This window comes from Margalitia sp. FSL K6-0131 (genome assembly GCF_038008735.1).
Lineage (GTDB): Bacteria > Bacillota > Bacilli > Bacillales > Bacillaceae_C > Margalitia > Margalitia shackletonii.
The window spans coordinates 3,531,556-3,547,129 of sequence record NZ_JBBOZS010000001.1 but is presented as its reverse complement, the minus strand read 5'-3'; the positions used below and the strand labels follow the sequence as shown (position 1 = coordinate 3,547,129).

At 36.5% G+C, this 15,574-nt stretch carries 13 protein-coding genes; 9 read left to right on the top strand and 4 right to left on the bottom strand.

Translation table 11 applies throughout. From position 1 onward, the window contains the following. Positions 1–71: 71 nt before the first annotated feature. On the top strand, positions 72–398 hold the full coding sequence (locus NSQ59_RS17375; RefSeq protein WP_055740550.1) for a YlaH-like family protein: 327 nt from the start codon (positions 72–74) through the stop codon (positions 396–398). A 27-nt stretch (positions 399–425) separates the two neighbouring features. Here the strand turns inward: NSQ59_RS17375 and NSQ59_RS17370 are convergent, their stop codons facing one another. Together NSQ59_RS17370 and NSQ59_RS17365 are read right to left on the bottom strand one after the other, a co-directional pair. After that, the gene (locus NSQ59_RS17370) at positions 426–611 is read right to left on the bottom strand and encodes a YlaI family protein (RefSeq protein ID WP_055740549.1); all 186 of its coding nucleotides are present in this window, start codon (positions 609–611) and stop codon (positions 426–428) included. A gap of 73 nt (positions 612–684) precedes the next feature. Further along, on the bottom strand, positions 685–1,281 hold the full coding sequence (locus NSQ59_RS17365) for a YhcN/YlaJ family sporulation lipoprotein (protein ID WP_340832350.1): 597 nt from the start codon (positions 1,279–1,281) through the stop codon (positions 685–687). A 400-nt stretch (positions 1,282–1,681) separates the two neighbouring features. Here NSQ59_RS17365 and NSQ59_RS17360 point away from each other — a divergent pair, with 400 nt between their 5' ends. Further along, the gene (locus NSQ59_RS17360) at positions 1,682–3,010 is read left to right on the top strand and encodes a PhoH family protein (RefSeq protein WP_055740547.1); all 1,329 of its coding nucleotides are present in this window, start codon (positions 1,682–1,684) and stop codon (positions 3,008–3,010) included. A gap of 82 nt (positions 3,011–3,092) precedes the next feature. On the opposite strand, the gene NSQ59_RS17355 is transcribed toward NSQ59_RS17360, so the two are convergent. Further along, on the bottom strand, positions 3,093–3,575 hold the full coding sequence (locus NSQ59_RS17355; protein WP_055740546.1) for a hypothetical protein: 483 nt from the start codon (positions 3,573–3,575) through the stop codon (positions 3,093–3,095). Between the two features lie 188 nt (positions 3,576–3,763). Between NSQ59_RS17355 and NSQ59_RS17350 the strand changes: the two genes are divergently transcribed. From NSQ59_RS17350 to pyc, 3 genes are all read left to right on the top strand, one after another. Beyond that, a complete protein-coding gene (locus NSQ59_RS17350) occupies positions 3,764–4,045 on the top strand; it encodes a YlaN family protein (protein WP_055740545.1) in 282 nt (93 codons plus the stop codon). 311 nt (positions 4,046–4,356) lie between these two features. Beyond that, on the top strand, positions 4,357–5,571 hold the full coding sequence (locus NSQ59_RS17345) for an FtsW/RodA/SpoVE family cell cycle protein (RefSeq protein ID WP_055740544.1): 1,215 nt from the start codon (positions 4,357–4,359) through the stop codon (positions 5,569–5,571). A gap of 280 nt (positions 5,572–5,851) precedes the next feature. Next, positions 5,852–9,295, top strand: a complete 3,444-nt coding sequence (gene pyc / locus NSQ59_RS17340) for a pyruvate carboxylase (RefSeq protein WP_055740543.1) — start codon at positions 5,852–5,854, stop codon at positions 9,293–9,295. Positions 9,296–9,356: 61 nt separating this feature from the next. Here pyc and NSQ59_RS17335 read toward each other — a convergent pair whose 3' ends face one another. Further along, complete coding sequence (locus tag NSQ59_RS17335; protein ID WP_055740542.1) at positions 9,357–10,292, bottom strand: COX15/CtaA family protein; 936 nt, start codon at positions 10,290–10,292, stop codon at positions 9,357–9,359. Between the two features lie 653 nt (positions 10,293–10,945). Here NSQ59_RS17335 and cyoE point away from each other — a divergent pair. The 4 genes from cyoE to NSQ59_RS17315 all read left to right on the top strand — a co-directional run bounded on the left by cyoE (position 10,946) and on the right by NSQ59_RS17315 (position 15,572). Further along, positions 10,946–11,863: a heme o synthase gene (cyoE, locus tag NSQ59_RS17330; RefSeq protein ID WP_055740541.1), complete on the top strand. Its 918-nt coding sequence runs from the start codon at positions 10,946–10,948 to the stop codon at positions 11,861–11,863. An 88-nt stretch (positions 11,864–11,951) separates the two neighbouring features. Next, a complete protein-coding gene (coxB, locus tag NSQ59_RS17325) occupies positions 11,952–13,034 on the top strand; it encodes a cytochrome c oxidase subunit II (RefSeq protein ID WP_055740540.1) in 1,083 nt (360 codons plus the stop codon). A gap of 31 nt (positions 13,035–13,065) precedes the next feature. Next, complete coding sequence (ctaD, locus tag NSQ59_RS17320; protein ID WP_055740539.1) at positions 13,066–14,943, top strand: cytochrome c oxidase subunit I; 1,878 nt, start codon at positions 13,066–13,068, stop codon at positions 14,941–14,943. Then, a complete protein-coding gene (locus NSQ59_RS17315; protein ID WP_055740538.1) occupies positions 14,943–15,572 on the top strand; it encodes a cytochrome (ubi)quinol oxidase subunit III in 630 nt (209 codons plus the stop codon). Before ctaD ends, NSQ59_RS17315 begins: the two co-directional genes overlap by 1 nt. Positions 15,573–15,574: the final 2 nt, after the last annotated feature.

Below are 15,574 nucleotides of genomic sequence, written 5' to 3'. Positions count from 1 at the left end.
TCTATTTACATATAAAAATAAGTAACAATTTGGCTCTTTTGAATAATTTTAATTGGAAAGGAGTACTAATCTTGCCAAGCACAGATGTACATGAAAGACTTTCTTTCTTTGCCTCCTTATATCGGGTTGACCAAAATCCAGAATTAGGGATGTGGCTGCTCTATCTGACTATTATTGCGCTCTGTATTTTAGTATTTAAGCTTGGATTTGCCAAAAAGCTGCCGATATTAAAATCAGCTGTTATTTACATTTTTTTAATCTTAGGTTGTACAATATTAACTTTTCTTGGGATATTTTTGCCGATTACAGAAGGGCTAGTTGTAGCAAGTCTAATTTTGATTATTTATAAAATTCGTCTGCACAACCAGAAAAAAGCAGAGGCACAAAAAAATATATAAAGACCCGAAAGATAGATTATCGGGTCTTTATTTGTCTTCAAGATGAGTTCCATCTTCTCTGGAAGCCAATCTTGCTAATGTTTTTTTAGTTATTCTTTCATGACACTCGTCACACATATATGTATGAATAGGGCGATTTTTTAAGCGTTTGGCAATTAGTGTGTCATCATCAATAGTTTCTACTTTATCACATAAAATGCATTTCACTTTCATTCCAGATACACCTCTAAGTTTTCTGCTCCCAGGATTAAATCCCTTTCAGTATACCATGATTCATCGTGAAAAGTTATTTTTTGTGTTCTGATTGTTCTTCTTGCTGGTTCTCTAATTTTTTCTCATTTTGCTTGTTTAAATTTTGTTTTGGTTTTTCTAATGCATTATCTGGTTTTTTCGCTGGGATAATATTTTTTGGAATTTCAGGCATCAGTCTCCCTGCAATATCTGCAAGCTCACGAATGATCCCTTGTCCTGGTTTACCATTTCGAATATCCCCAGCGATTTCCTTTAATCGGGCATTTATATCTGGATCAGCTACTACAATGGATTCTGCACCATATGGATCATGTTTAAGGCTTTCCGCAACGGAATACTTAATTGTTCCAACTTGTGAACGCTCAAGATTAGAATCTACGTCAATTCCTACAATCGCGTATTTTCCAAACACAACGGCGGTAGCATCTTTTACTCCATGTACGTTACTTGCTAATTGTACAAGTCTTTTCGAGATGACTTGTCCTGTTTGACGATCTACATTTTCGTTTTGATTATTTTTCATGGAAACAGGCTGAGGTGTGTTGTTTCGATTATTTTCAGCAACTCCATTCCTTTGTGAACACGAAGTTAACAATAGAAGCAGACCTATCAATAAACATATCTTTTGCAAAATTCAATACCTCCCACGGATGCCTTTATAGTAATAAGTGACTATAGGTTTTTAAACATATAAATAATCTAATAAGTTTAGAAGCATGTCTTTCAACTCCTATCGACTACCGGACTTCCGAGTCTTCTCCATACAATAAGGCTGCATCAGCTCCTGATCTACCTTGCTGTGTTTCCTAAATCTTGCGTTGAAGCCCCTTAAGGTGAAATTTGCACTTTAAATTTCAATAGTCTGTACGTCAATAAGAAAGGCGCTTCCACTTTTATATATATTGTGCAATTTTCTTCTATCTTTATTCGTTTATTCATATATTTTAGCAATGTCCGTCCACTTCTAATGAACCGGATGAAGAGAACAAACATAAGATAAATTAATCCAAAGAGGAGCAGGAGGCATCAATTTGAAAAAAATATATGTGTTAGATACTAATGTCTTGTTACAGGATCCATATGCTATTTTTTCTTTTGAAGATAATGAAATTGTCATTCCGGCAGTAGTTCTGGAGGAAGTTGATTCAAAGAAAAGGTATATGGATGAGATCGGCCGTAATGCAAGGCAGGTATCCAAATTGATAGACAGCTTTAGACAAGCAGGAAAGCTCCACGAAAAAATTCCGCTTGATAATGGTGGAGAGCTTCGAATTGAACTAAATCATCGCTCTTTTCATCAGCTTCAGGATATTTTCATCGAGAAAACGAATGACAATCGAATTTTGGCAGTAGCAAAAAATCTCTCTCTTGAAGAAGGTGCCAAGGAAAATGGAAAACAGGTTATTCTAGTTAGTAAAGATGCATTGGTCAGGGTAAAGGCAGATGCTTTAGGATTAGATGCAGAGGATTTTTTAAACGATCGCGTAGTTGAAATCGACCATATATATACTGGATTTTTAGAAATTCATATTAACATTGAGTTATTAAACCAATTTTATGAAACAGGAGAACTGCATTTATCAGAAATTACGAATCATCCATTTTATCCAAATCAATTTTTAATAATGAGGGATGCATTGGGAAGCTCTTCTTCAGCGATTGGTATGGTAGATAGATCGGGAAAGGTTGTGAAGAAATTAATTCACGCTTTTGATTCCGTTTGGGGAATAAAACCGAGAAATGTCCAGCAAACTATGGCGATAGAGCTGCTTTTCCGTACGGATATACCGCTCGTTACGATGATTGGGAAAGCGGGGACGGGAAAAACTTTGCTTGCTCTTGCAGCAGGTTTGATGCAAACAGAAGATTTACACACTTTTAAAAAGCTTCTAGTAGCGAGACCAATCGTTCCTGTAGGGAAGGATTTAGGATATCTGCCTGGAGAAAAACAGGAAAAGCTCCGCCCGTGGATGCAGCCGATTTATGATAACCTTGAGTATTTATTTAACACTAAAAAGCCAGGGGAACTAGACGCAATCTTGGCAGGTATGGGGTCCATTGAAGTAGAAGCATTAACATATATAAGAGGACGAAGTATTCCGGATCAGTTTATTATTATTGATGAAGCACAAAACCTAACGAGACACGAAGTAAAAACAATCCTAACAAGGGTGGGTGAAAGAAGTAAGATTGTGTTAATGGGTGACCCGGAGCAAATAGACCACCCTTACTTAGATGAATACAATAACGGTTTAACATATGTTCTCGAGAAATTTAAAGATGAAACTGTAGCAGGGCATATAAAATTGATGAAGGGTGAACGTTCCGGTCTTGCACAATTGGCAGCAGACATTTTATAGAACCGATATATAGTGTATGAAAAAAATAGGAAGATGTTCATAAAAAAGCAGAAGGTTACCCCTTCCGCTTTTTTACTTTCTATTATTCAATTCGAAAAGCGTTAACACTTTTTATAGGGTTGTCCTTGTTAGAACCATCTTCAAATAATATATGAATCGGACCATCTTCTAGTCGCTTACCTTCCTTTGAGAAAGCCGCTATAAACGAATATGCTTCTTCAATCGGAAAGCTGACATCTCCATTAGGTGTCTCAAGCACAAAGGTTGTACCATATGGTTCCGCAGTCTTAATAAATGGTGCAAGCTTCATTCCGAATGTTCCGGTTAATAATATTTCTTTTAAAAATCTTTTTTTAGGCTTTTGCTCTGAGGGAGGTGTAGCACCTTCTTTAATTTCACGATCAAAAAATTGCCCGACCTGTTTTGTATAATTTTCAAGCTCGTCAATTTCTGCTCTTTCAGAATCAAAATATGTATTTAAATCGATTTTACGATCATCAAAAATCCAAGTTCCTGCATCAAGTGTAATTGGATATTTTACTTTCCCTTTAAATGGTATAATCATCTTGTAATCCTCCTTCCTGCGATATAAAAATTATATCTTTTTCTGAACTAATTGTCACATTTAGTTGAACAATTTTAAGAACGGTAAAATACAAGGGGGTTGGAGGGGATTTCTTTCTTGCAATTAATACAATTTCTTAGTAAAATTTTTAAATAGGATTGTCTATTGTAAGGATCGGGGGGATCAAGTTGGCGTCTGATATTAAAGTAGATTACCGGGAAAAAGCCTATAATCTGTTGAAAATAGATGCAGAAAAAATATTGCGTTTAATAAAGGTCCAAATGGATAATTTGACGATGCCCCAATGTCCTTTATATGAAGAGGTATTGGATACACAAATGTTCGGCCTTTCCCGTGAAATAGATTTTGCAGTAAGATTGGGATTAGTGGATGAAAAGGATGGCAAGGAAATGCTCGATTCTTTAGAGAGAGAACTTACTGCGTTACATGATGCATTCACTAAAAAATAGGCATTTAAAAACTCAAACAAGTTTTTTGAATTTGTTTGAGTTTTTTTGATATTTACTTGCATTATACTTCATGAGTTTGTTTCCATATTGTTTGTTGCTTTTCGTAACTTGTTTTATATCATTAATATTAACTTGTTTTCGGGGCATCTTTTCTTAAATGGTTTATAATGGGTTTCCATCTTTAAAAGCAACATAGTTTTAGAAAAGAGCTTACATAACAAATATTCCCTTTTAATTTATCGCTTTTTAAAGAAGGATATTCTAACAATTTGAAGAATATCTTTATTAGACTAAAGGATTGGAAGGTTAATATGTTTAAAAAAATCTTAAAGTCGTTTGACTACTCCATTATCACCGTGTACATACTACTTTGTCTCTTTGGATTAGTAATGGTTTATAGTGCAAGCATGGTAACTGCAATTAGATTAGGGCAAAGCAGTGACTATTTTTATTTAAAACAATTAAAGAATATGATTCTATCACTATTTGCTTTCGGATTAACTGCGTTTTTGCCATATAAAATATATCAGTCGAATCGCTTTTTAGGAGGAATAATGCTCGCATCCATCCTAAGTTTACTGGCTATTTTTGTATTCGGACATATAGTTAACAATGCAAATAGTTGGTTAGTATTGGGATCAAGCAATATTCAGCCGTCGGAATTTGTAAAATTAAGTGTTATCATTTACTTATCAGCTGTGTATTCGAAAAAACAAACGTATATAGACCATTTTAATAAGGGGGTTGTTCCTCCACTTGCTTTTCTCATCTTCGTTTGTTTTCTTATTGTCATTCAGCCTGATACAGGAACCGCAGGGATAATCTTTTTAATAGGGATGACTATTATCATGTGCTCAGGCATGAAGTTTAAAACTTTGATGAAGCTATTTGGTGTCGGCCTTGTCATTTTAGCCATTCTTTCCCCGGTAGTGTTAATAGAAAAAGATAAAATATTTACACCTACAAAGATGGGACGAATCACTGGTTTTATGGATCCATTTGAATTATCACAAAAAGAGGGACATCAGCTTGTTAATTCATACTTTGCAATTGGATCAGGCGGGTTAAAAGGTCTGGGACTTGGTCAAAGTATTGAAAAGCTAGGATATCTTCCAGAGCCCCAAACTGATTTTATTATTGCTGTTATTGCAGAGGAGCTGGGGATATTCGGTGTAGCATTTGTGATAATTGGCTTAGCATATCTAGTATTAAGAGGGATCTATATAGGACTTAAATGCCGGGATACCTTTGGAAGTTTATTGTGTATAGGGATATCCAGTATGATTGCCATTCAAACGTTTATTAATTTGGGAGGAGCTGTGGGCCTAATTCCGATTACAGGTGTACCGCTTCCGTTTATTAGCTACGGTGGTTCCTCGCTTTTACTACTGTCATTATCTATAGGAATATTAGTAAATGTTTCTATGTTTATAAAATACGAGGAGAAGTATAAAAAGAAAAAAGATCAGCCAGCTGCTAGTAAACCAATTAAATACAAATACAATACATTTAAGGTTCACCAATGACAAATGCTAAAGCGCCTTTTTGATCGGCGTACGGATTTTGTAGTCTCTCACCTCGAGATAAAGCAAACACAGTGAGGAAGTTCACTTGCTATTGAAATTGCACTTTAAATTTCACCGAGTACAATTTGAATTGTAATTTTACATGATGTTTTACCCTCAGGGAGAAGACGGAGAAATCCGAAAGCCGATAGGCGCTTAAGCTAGACGTAGATAATTTTTTATTGGTTATCCACGTGAGGAAATTTGACATCAAAACGATCTTGCGAAGGAGAGAGGTATGATGAAAAGAATTGAAAAGGTATTGGTAGCAAATAGAGGAGAAATTGCAATCCGTGTATTTCGTGCATGTACGGAATTAAATATCCGTACTGTAGCTATATATTCGAAGGAAGATTTAGGCTCCTATCACCGTTATAAAGCGGATGAGGCTTATTTAGTTGGGGAAGGCAAGAAACCAATTGAGGCTTACTTGGACATTGAAGGGATTATTGATATTGCCAAAAAATCTAATGCAGATGCCATTCATCCCGGCTATGGATTTCTTTCGGAAAACATTGAGTTTGCTCGAAGATGTGAAGAAGAAGGAATCATATTCATTGGTCCTAAGACCGTCCATTTAGATATGTTCGGGGATAAAGTAAAGGCAAAAGAACAAGCGAAACGAGCAGAAATTCCGGTCATTCCTGGCAGCGATGGTCCTGTTAAAGATGTTGCGGAGGTCAAATCCTTCGTAAAAGAACACGGGCTTCCAATTATTATTAAAGCATCATTAGGCGGAGGCGGTCGCGGAATGAGGATCGTTAATAGTCTGCCTGAAGTAGAAGAGGCATACACACGCGCGAAATCAGAAGCAAAAGCTGCTTTTGGAAATGATGAAGTATACGTTGAGAAGTTTATCAATAACCCAAAACATATTGAAGTGCAAATCTTGGGGGACTGTGAAGGAAAGATTATTCATTTATTTGAACGCGATTGCTCTGTCCAACGACGCCATCAAAAGGTAGTGGAAGTTGCACCATGTGTATCACTCTCAGAGGATCTGCGTCAAAAAATATGTGAGTCAGCCGTTCGATTAATGAAAAATGTAAATTATGTTAATGCAGGTACAGTAGAATTTTTAGTTTCAGGGGATGATTTTTATTTCATCGAGGTGAACCCGAGGGTTCAGGTAGAGCATACGATTACGGAAATGATTACAGGCGTTGATATTGTTCAAACGCAAATTTTGATTGCTGAGGGACATTCATTACATGGGGATGTAGTCGGAATTCCCGAACAATCGAAACTAAAAATAAATGGGTTTGCCATTCAGTCCCGTGTGACGACAGAAGATCCTTTAAATAACTTTATGCCAGATACAGGGAAAATTATGGCTTATCGTTCTGGAGGCGGTTTTGGGGTACGTTTGGATGCAGGAAATGGTTTCCAAGGTGCTGAAATTACTCCTTATTATGACTCTTTACTTGTTAAGCTTTCTACATGGGGGTTGACTTTTAACCAAGCTGCATCCAAAATGGTCAGAAACTTACAGGAATTCCGAATTAGGGGAATCAAAACGAATATTCCGTTTCTTATAAATGTTGTTAAGCATGAAAAATTTATCAATGGACAATATGATACTTCTTTTATCGACACTACACCGGAGTTGTTTGATTTTCCAATAAGCAAAGACCGCGGGACGAAAATGCTAACTTATATTGGGACTGTCACCATTAATGGTTTTCCTGGAATTGAGAAGAAAGAGAAACCGCACTTTGCGAAACCACAAGTGCCGAAGCTATCCTATTCGTCTAATATTCCATCTGGAACGAAGCAAATATTAGATGAAAAAGGTGCTTCCGGTGTAATAGAATGGATAAAGTCGCAAAAACAAGTTCTATTAACCGATACAACTTTCCGGGATGCTCATCAGTCTTTACTTGCAACGAGGGTACGTACAAATGATCTGAAAAAAATTGCGGAGCCAACTTCAAAATTATTGCCAGAATTATTTTCTTTAGAAATGTGGGGAGGAGCTACATTTGATGTAGCGTATCGATTTTTGAAGGAAGATCCATGGCAGCGTTTGACAGAGCTTAGAGAGCGTATTCCTAACATATTATTTCAAATGCTTTTAAGAGCTTCCAATGCTGTTGGATATAAAAATTATCCTGATAATGTTATTCGCGAATTTGTGAAAGAATCTGCAGCTAAAGGGATCGATGTATTTCGCATTTTTGATAGCTTAAACTGGGTAAAAGGAATGGAAATTGCCATTGATGCAGTAAGACAAACCGGGAAAATAGCAGAAGCTTCCATTTGTTATACGGGAGACATTGAGGATCCTTCAAGAGTTAAGTATAACATTCAATACTATAAGGATTTAGCAAAGGAACTTGAATTGCAGGGTGCACATATTTTATGTATTAAGGATATGGCGGGATTATTAAAACCGCATGCCGCATATCGGCTAATTTCGGAACTAAAAGATGTGGTGAATATTCCGATTCATCTCCACACACATGATACAAGCGGCAACGGAATTTTTACTTATGCTAAAGCTATTGATGCAGGTGTGGATATTGTAGATGTAGCTATAAGCTCCATGTCTGGTCATACGTCCCAGCCAAGTATGAATACACTTTATTATGCACTTGAAGGAACAGAAAGAGTTCCTAATATTCCTATAAACGATGTTGAGTCACTATCAAATTATTGGGAAGATGTCCGAAAATACTATCGTGATTTTGAGAGCGGAATGAATGCTCCTCATACGGAAATTTACCAACACGAAATGCCAGGTGGGCAATATAGCAACTTACAGCAGCAAGCAAAAGCTGTTGGACTGGGTGATCGATGGGATGAAGTAAAGGAAATGTATGCAAAAGTAAATTTAATGTTTGGGGATATTGTAAAAGTTACTCCTTCTTCTAAAGTTGTCGGAGATATGGCGTTATTTATGGTTCAAAATGATTTAACCGAAGAGGACGTACTTACGAATGGTTCGAAAATAGACTTTCCTGATTCCGTTGTGGAATTATTTGAGGGTTACCTTGGACAGCCACATGGCGGTTTTCCGGTTGAGTTGCAAAAAGTAATATTGAAGGACAAGTTGCCAATCACTGTTCGACCTGGGGAATTATTAAAAAATGTAGATTTTGACGAATTGCAAGATACATTGGCAAAGGAAGTCGGTAGTAACGAAATAACCAAATTAGATACCTTATCATATGCCTTGTATCCGAAAGTGTTTTTAGATTACATGAAAACCGTTGAACAATTTGGGGATGTTTCAGTGATTGACACTCCGACTTTCTTTTATGGTATGAATATAGGCGAAGAAATAGAGGTTGAGATTGAAACAGGTAAAACCTTAATTGTTCAAATGCTATCGATCGGACAGCCAAGACCGGATGGCACAAGAATCATATATTTTGAATTAAACGGACAACCGCGTGAAGTCGTTATCCGCGATGAAAGTTTAAAATCTACTATTGTACAAAAGGTAAAAGCTAACCCTAAAAACGAAGAACAAATTGGTGCTACCATGCCGGGGACTGTCATTAAGGTCATTGTAAATAAAGGTGATAAAATACAAAAAGGGGATCACCTTATGATTACGGAAGCAATGAAAATGGAGACAACCGTGCAAGCGCCATTCTCCGGAATTGTGAAGGAGATTTATGCTGCTAACGGTGAATCAATTCAAACAGGTGACTTGTTGATTGAATTACAGAAAGCATGAGAAAAGCGGAAGCGCCGCAGCAAGGCAAAGTAAAAAAGTGCAGACACTTGTCTGCACTTTTTTACGTCGTTTTATTTACATGTTTGTGATGCTTAATGTAGTATTGGTTTCGGCTTACAAGCAAAAGGAAATAGCTTAAAAGTCCGAATAAACAGGATATAAACAAGGCATGAATTAATTCAATGTAAAGATTCCCTAAAGAAAATATTATAGATGCCCCTGCTAAAACCTGTAATAGTACAAGTGTAAAGGCAATAATCCAGCCCCAATATAAAATAGGCTGCTGTTTATAATTTTTAATCGCTATAATCATGATATAAGCAATCCATATAAAAATTAATGCAGCAGCACATCGATGTCCCATCTGAATCCATTGATGAATGTTTGTCGGAAGTAAAGTCGAATCATTAAAGCACAACGGCCAATCCAAACAAGTCAAACTTGACTTTGTATGGCGAACAAGGGCACCGGAATAAACAACTAGATAACTGTAAATCGTTACTCCAATAATGTGAAACTTCATCCTTCGGTCAATAATTAATTTAGCAGCATTGAATTTCTGATCGATTTCAAAAATTAGCATTGTCAATAAAAGGACTGAAGCAAACGAGATCAACGATATCCCAAAATGCAATGCAAGGACAAAGCTATTTTGACCCCAGACAACAGCTGCAGCCCCAATTAGTGCTTGCAGGACAAGGAAAAATAACGATAATACTACTAAAAACTTAGTTTCCCTTTTATCCCCTATCGCTTTCCAAGACCATATTCCCAATATTAATAGTACAATCCCGACACTGCCTGAAACCAATCGATGTGCAAATTCGATAATCGTTGCAGGTGTTAGCGGGCTCGGTATGATTTGACCATGGCACAGGGGCCAAGACCTTCCGCATCCCATTGAAGAGCCTGTCTTCGTCACTAAAGCTCCGCCGATTAAAACAAAGAGCATTCCGAGTGTTGTTAATACAGCGAGCCATTTTAATCCTCGATGCAATCTATACACCAACTTTCAATTAAAAATCATTATGTATTTATTTAAAATATTTATTTCTTAAGGCTCTTTTCATAAACTTTGTTGTTTTGCAGACGAATACCTTATAAAACTTCTTTGTGGTCATAGTGAACGTGGCACCCTGAAAATTAATTTATAAAGTAATGGTAGCAATTTACGAAAACAACACTTTAAAAGATAAACAGTTAATCCAAATAATAGATCAAGTTCACTTACTGATACTACATAAATAAGAAAAAAAAGACAACCGAAAATTTTGTTACAGCCATTATCATTCAAGAGATTATTCCCTTTTCTTTTTAAATAATCTACACAAAAAGTGGGAATAGTAACAAAGAATACAATAACGACACAATTTTGCCATAATTAAGTCAAAAAAAGTTCACAATAATCACAACAATTATGATTTAATATGATTCTGACGGCTTTTTTATGAAACAATGAATATAAAAAGTCTATTTATGATATTTTTGTGGTAAACTTTAAATGTCGGTTTTTCGGGCAATATTTTCCACTCGTTGGCTGTAAAAAAATGAACAATTAACGACAATTTGTGGAAATATAGAAATTACACAAGAAATTGTTTTATAGTAGAACTATATGTATATCTTAACAACTTGAGGGGAGGGAAAAAAATGTCCGACAGTCGTGTTATAACCGGTGTAGAAAAAACAGAAATTCCTGAGACAACCGCGTTAAAAGATTTTCTATCGTTAATTAAAATAGGAATCGTTAATTCAAATCTAATTACAACATTCACTGGATTGTGGTTAGCAATCGTATTTACAGATAAACATTTTTTTCAATCTCTTGATATTGTCTTTCTTGCATTGGTAGGTTCTGGTTTAATAATGGCAGGATCATGTGCATTAAATAATTATATTGATCGTGATATAGACCAAATCATGCACAGCAAAAGAGCAAGACCAACAGTAACAGGTAAGATTAGTGCTGGAAAAGTTTTAGCACTTGGACTTAGCTTCGTTATTATCGGATTGATTCTATTATTTATGACTTCCATTACTGCTGGAGTAATTGGTATAATTGGAGTTTTTAGTTATGTAGTTCTTTATACCATGTGGTCAAAACGATTATTTGTAAGCAACACGATCATTGGTAGTATTCCAGGAGCAGTGCCTCCATTAATTGGCTGGGCTGCAGTAGATCCTCATTTACATACAGTGGCCTGGATTATTTTCATATTAATGTTTATTTGGCAACCACCGCATTTTTACGCATTAGCGATGAAAAGATGTGAAGAGTATAGAGCAGCAGGTATTCCAATGCTGCCAGTTGTAAAAGGTTTCAAAACAACAAAAAATCATATGGTTGTTTGGGTTGCATGCTTGCTGCCGCTTCCATTTTTCCTATTTTCACTAGGATTGCCATTTGTTATTTTGGCTACTGCCTTCAATATCGGTTGGCTAGTACTAGGTTTATATGGTTATAAAATGAAAGATGATTTAAAATGGGCGAAGCTTATGTTTGTTTATTCGCTCAATTATTTAACCATATTATTTGTCGCAATGGTTATCCTAACTCTTATTAGATAGGGAATTCTTTCTTTAAAGAGAAATCCAAATATATTTTTTGTCCTTGTAAACTTATAAGACATAATAGAAAGAGGGGTTTGAAAAGGCTATGAAACAATGGCTGAGAAACGCGCGTTTAATGTCAGTGTTTGCTGTATTGGCGCTTGCTCTTTCCGGCTGTGGGAAACCATATTTATCTACCTTGGATCCAGCCGGTGAAGTTGCCAGGAAACAATATCATTTAATGATTTTGAGTACAGGCATCATGTTAATTGTAATAGCAGTAGTAGTCATTATTTATGTTACTGCACTAATTCGTTTCCGACGCAAAAAAGGAAAAGAAGATTATATTCCGAAACAAGTGGAAGGAAATCACGTATTAGAGATTATCTGGACTGTTATTCCAATCATTTTGCTACTAATTTTAGCAATTCCAGTTGTCGCAACCACCTTCAATTTAGGTGATACGAAGGCAATGGATAAAAAAGATAAAAACGGACATTCCAAAGTACTTGTTGTTAATGTGCGTGCAAATCTTTATTGGTGGGAATTTGAATATCCTGATGAAGGTATTATTACAAGCCAAACTTTAGTAATGCCAGAAAATGAGAAAGTATATTTCAACGTTAAATCTTCTGATGTAAAACACGCATTTTGGATTCCTGCGATTGGCGGGAAAATTGATGCAAACGTTGATAACGTAAATAAATTCTGGTTAGAAGTAGACAGTAAAAAAGCAAAAGAAGCAAACAATTTATTTTACGGTAAATGTGCTGAACTTTGCGGACCTTCTCATGGTTTAATGGATTTTAAAGTAAAAACAATGTCACAAGCAGATTTTGCAAGCTGGGTTGACAAAATGAAAGCAGATACAAATCCTACGCCTACAACGGCATTGGCTACTGATGGTGAAAATGTTTTCAAAAAATCATGTGCACAATGTCATGCTGTAACGCCAAATGACAAGAGACCTGCACAGGCACGTATGGCACCTAACTTAGCGACATTTGGTGAACGTGAGCGCGTTGCAGGTATTCTGGATCATAATAAAGAGAACCTAATAAAATGGATTAAAGATCCACAAGCCTATAAACCAGGTAATAAAATGCCAGCTTTCAAAGATCAGCTATCTGATCAAGATTTAGACGCATTAGCTGATTACCTAATGGGCTTAAAAGTGGAAAATCGTTAAAAGTTTTTAGGCACAAAAGGGAGGTTTAACTGTGAGTACTAAAGCTCAAAAGAAAGGTTTTGGTGCTACCATTTGGGACTACTTAACAACAGTAGACCATAAAAAGATTGCCATCCTTTATCTCATTGCGGGTGGATTGTTCTTTTTGATCGGTGGTATTGAAGCCATGATGATTCGTATCCAGCTTGCTATACCTGACAATAATTTTGTTAGTGCTGGCCTTTATAACGAAGTGCTGACCATGCACGGAACGACAATGATTTTCTTAGCCGCAATGCCATTGGTATTTGCGTTTATGAATGCTGTCATGCCACTTCAAATTGGTGCACGTGACGTTGCATTCCCATTCGTCAATTCATTAGGTTTTTGGTTCTTCTTTTTCGGGGGAGTATTCTTAAACTTATCATGGTTTTTAGGCGGAGCACCGGATGCAGGATGGACTTCTTATGCATCTTTATCCATTGATTCACCTGGTCATGGGATTGACTTTTATTCATTAGGTCTTCAGCTGTCCGGTTTTGGTACGTTAATGGGGGGAATTAACTTTCTTGTTACCATAATTAATATGCGTGCACCTGGTATGACCTATATGCGTATGCCTATGTTTACTTGGACAACATTTGTTACTTCTGCATTAATTTTATTTGCATTCCCTCCACTTACAGTTGGATTGTTCTTAATGACATTTGACCGTATGTTTGGGGCGCAGTTCTTTGATGTTGCCAGCGGAGGAAATACAATTATTTGGGAACATTTATTCTGGATCTTCGGACACCCGGAAGTATATATTTTAATTTTACCGGCATTCGGTATTTTCTCAGAAATTATTCCTGTATTTTCACGAAAAAGACTATTCGGATATTCTTCCATGGTTTTTGCAACAGTCTTAATCGGATTTTTAGGATTCATGGTATGGGCTCACCATATGTTTACAGTTGGTCTTGGGAATGTTGCAAACGCGATTTTTGCGGTAGCAACCATGACAATTGCCATCCCAACAGGTATGAAAATATTTAACTGGCTATTTACAATGTGGGGCGGAAATATTAAATTTACAACTCCAATGCTATGGTCTGCTGCATTTATTCCTTCCTTCTTAATGGGTGGGGTTACTGGAGTTATGTTAGCTGCAGCTCCAGCAGATTATCAATATCATGATACTTATTTCGTAGTTGCTCACTTTCACTACGTAATTGTTGGCGGGGTTGTATTTGCGATCATCGCTGGTACACAATTCTACTGGCCAAAAATGTTTGGAACCATGTTAAATGAAACACTAGGAAAAATTACATTCTGGACGTTCTTGATTGGTTTCCATTTAACGTTCTTTATTCAACATTTCCTTGGTTTACTAGGAATGCCACGTCGCGTTTGGAAATTCTTACCTAATCAAGGCTGGGATACAGCAAACCTTATAAGTTCAATCGGTGCTGCTTTTATGGCATTCGGTGTCATTGTAATGCTAATTAATATCGTCATTACTACTGTACAAAACAAACGTATCGGAAATGACCCTTGGGGAGATGGACGTACTCTTGAATGGGCAATCCCATCACCACCGCCATTCTATAATTTCAAACAGTTGCCACTTGTTCGCGGTGTAGATACATGGTGGATTGAAAAAATGGAAGGTAAGAAAGAGCTGACACCAGCTGAACCACTTGGTGATATACATATGCCAGATGCATCTATATTACCGGTTGTAATTTCAGGGGGATTATTTATAGCTGCTTTCGGAGCACTATATCATAGAGACCAAGGCAATACATGGGGACTTCCAGTTCTTATCATTGGAATTGCTATAGCATTATTAGGTATGTTAATTCGCTCTGTTAAGGATTATCATGGATTCCATATTCATAAAGAAGAACTTTTGGAAGATGATAAAGATAAGGGGGTTAAGGCATAATGCATGTAGAAGAACAATTCACGCCAAAAACTTGGCCTGAAGCGCCTGAAAAAGCAACCCTCGAAGCAAAAAATAAATTTTTAGGCTTTTGGCTATTCCTTGGTGGAGAAACTGTACTATTTGCTTCACTTTTCGCTACTTATATTGCCTTAAAGGATAAAGTACCTGATCCGTCAATGGCACATGCTAAAGACCTTTTTGAATTACCATTATCATTTTTAGCAACAATGTTACTATTAGTAAGCTCTATCACAAGTGTGTACGCAATGTATCACATGAAAAACTTTGCATTTAAAAAGATGCAAGCATGGTTACTAATTACGGTTCTATTAGGTGCTGGATTTCTTGGTACCGAGGTTTATGAGTTTCATCATTATGTAACCCATTTTCATCATACTTTTACAAGCAGTGCATTTGGTTCTGCATTTTATACATTAGTAGGTTTCCATGGAGGTCACGTTGCCTTTGGTCTTCTCTGGATTCTTACACTAATGCTTCGAAATTCTGGACGTGGTTTAAACCTATATAATGCACCTAAGTTCTATGTAGCAAGTTTATACTGGCATTTCATCGACGTTGTATGGGTTTTCATTTTCACTGTCGTATACTTAATGGGAATGGTGGGATAAGA

Excerpts from the sequence above, each read along its gene's own strand:
- coxB (WP_055740540.1), top strand. The coding sequence starts at position 11,952 with ATGAAACAATGGCTGAGAAACGCGCGTTTAATGTCAGTGTTTGCTGTA.
- NSQ59_RS17345 (WP_055740544.1), top strand. The coding sequence starts at position 4,357 with ATGTTTAAAAAAATCTTAAAGTCGTTTGACTACTCCATTATCACCGTG.
- cyoE (WP_055740541.1), top strand. The coding sequence starts at position 10,946 with ATGTCCGACAGTCGTGTTATAACCGGTGTAGAAAAAACAGAAATTCCT.
- NSQ59_RS17315 (WP_055740538.1), top strand. The coding sequence starts at position 14,943 with ATGCATGTAGAAGAACAATTCACGCCAAAAACTTGGCCTGAAGCGCCT.
- NSQ59_RS17370 (WP_055740549.1), bottom strand. The coding sequence starts at position 611 with ATGAAAGTGAAATGCATTTTATGTGATAAAGTAGAAACTATTGATGAT.
- pyc (WP_055740543.1), top strand. The coding sequence starts at position 5,852 with ATGAAAAGAATTGAAAAGGTATTGGTAGCAAATAGAGGAGAAATTGCA.
- NSQ59_RS17355 (WP_055740546.1), bottom strand. The coding sequence starts at position 3,575 with ATGATTATACCATTTAAAGGGAAAGTAAAATATCCAATTACACTTGAT.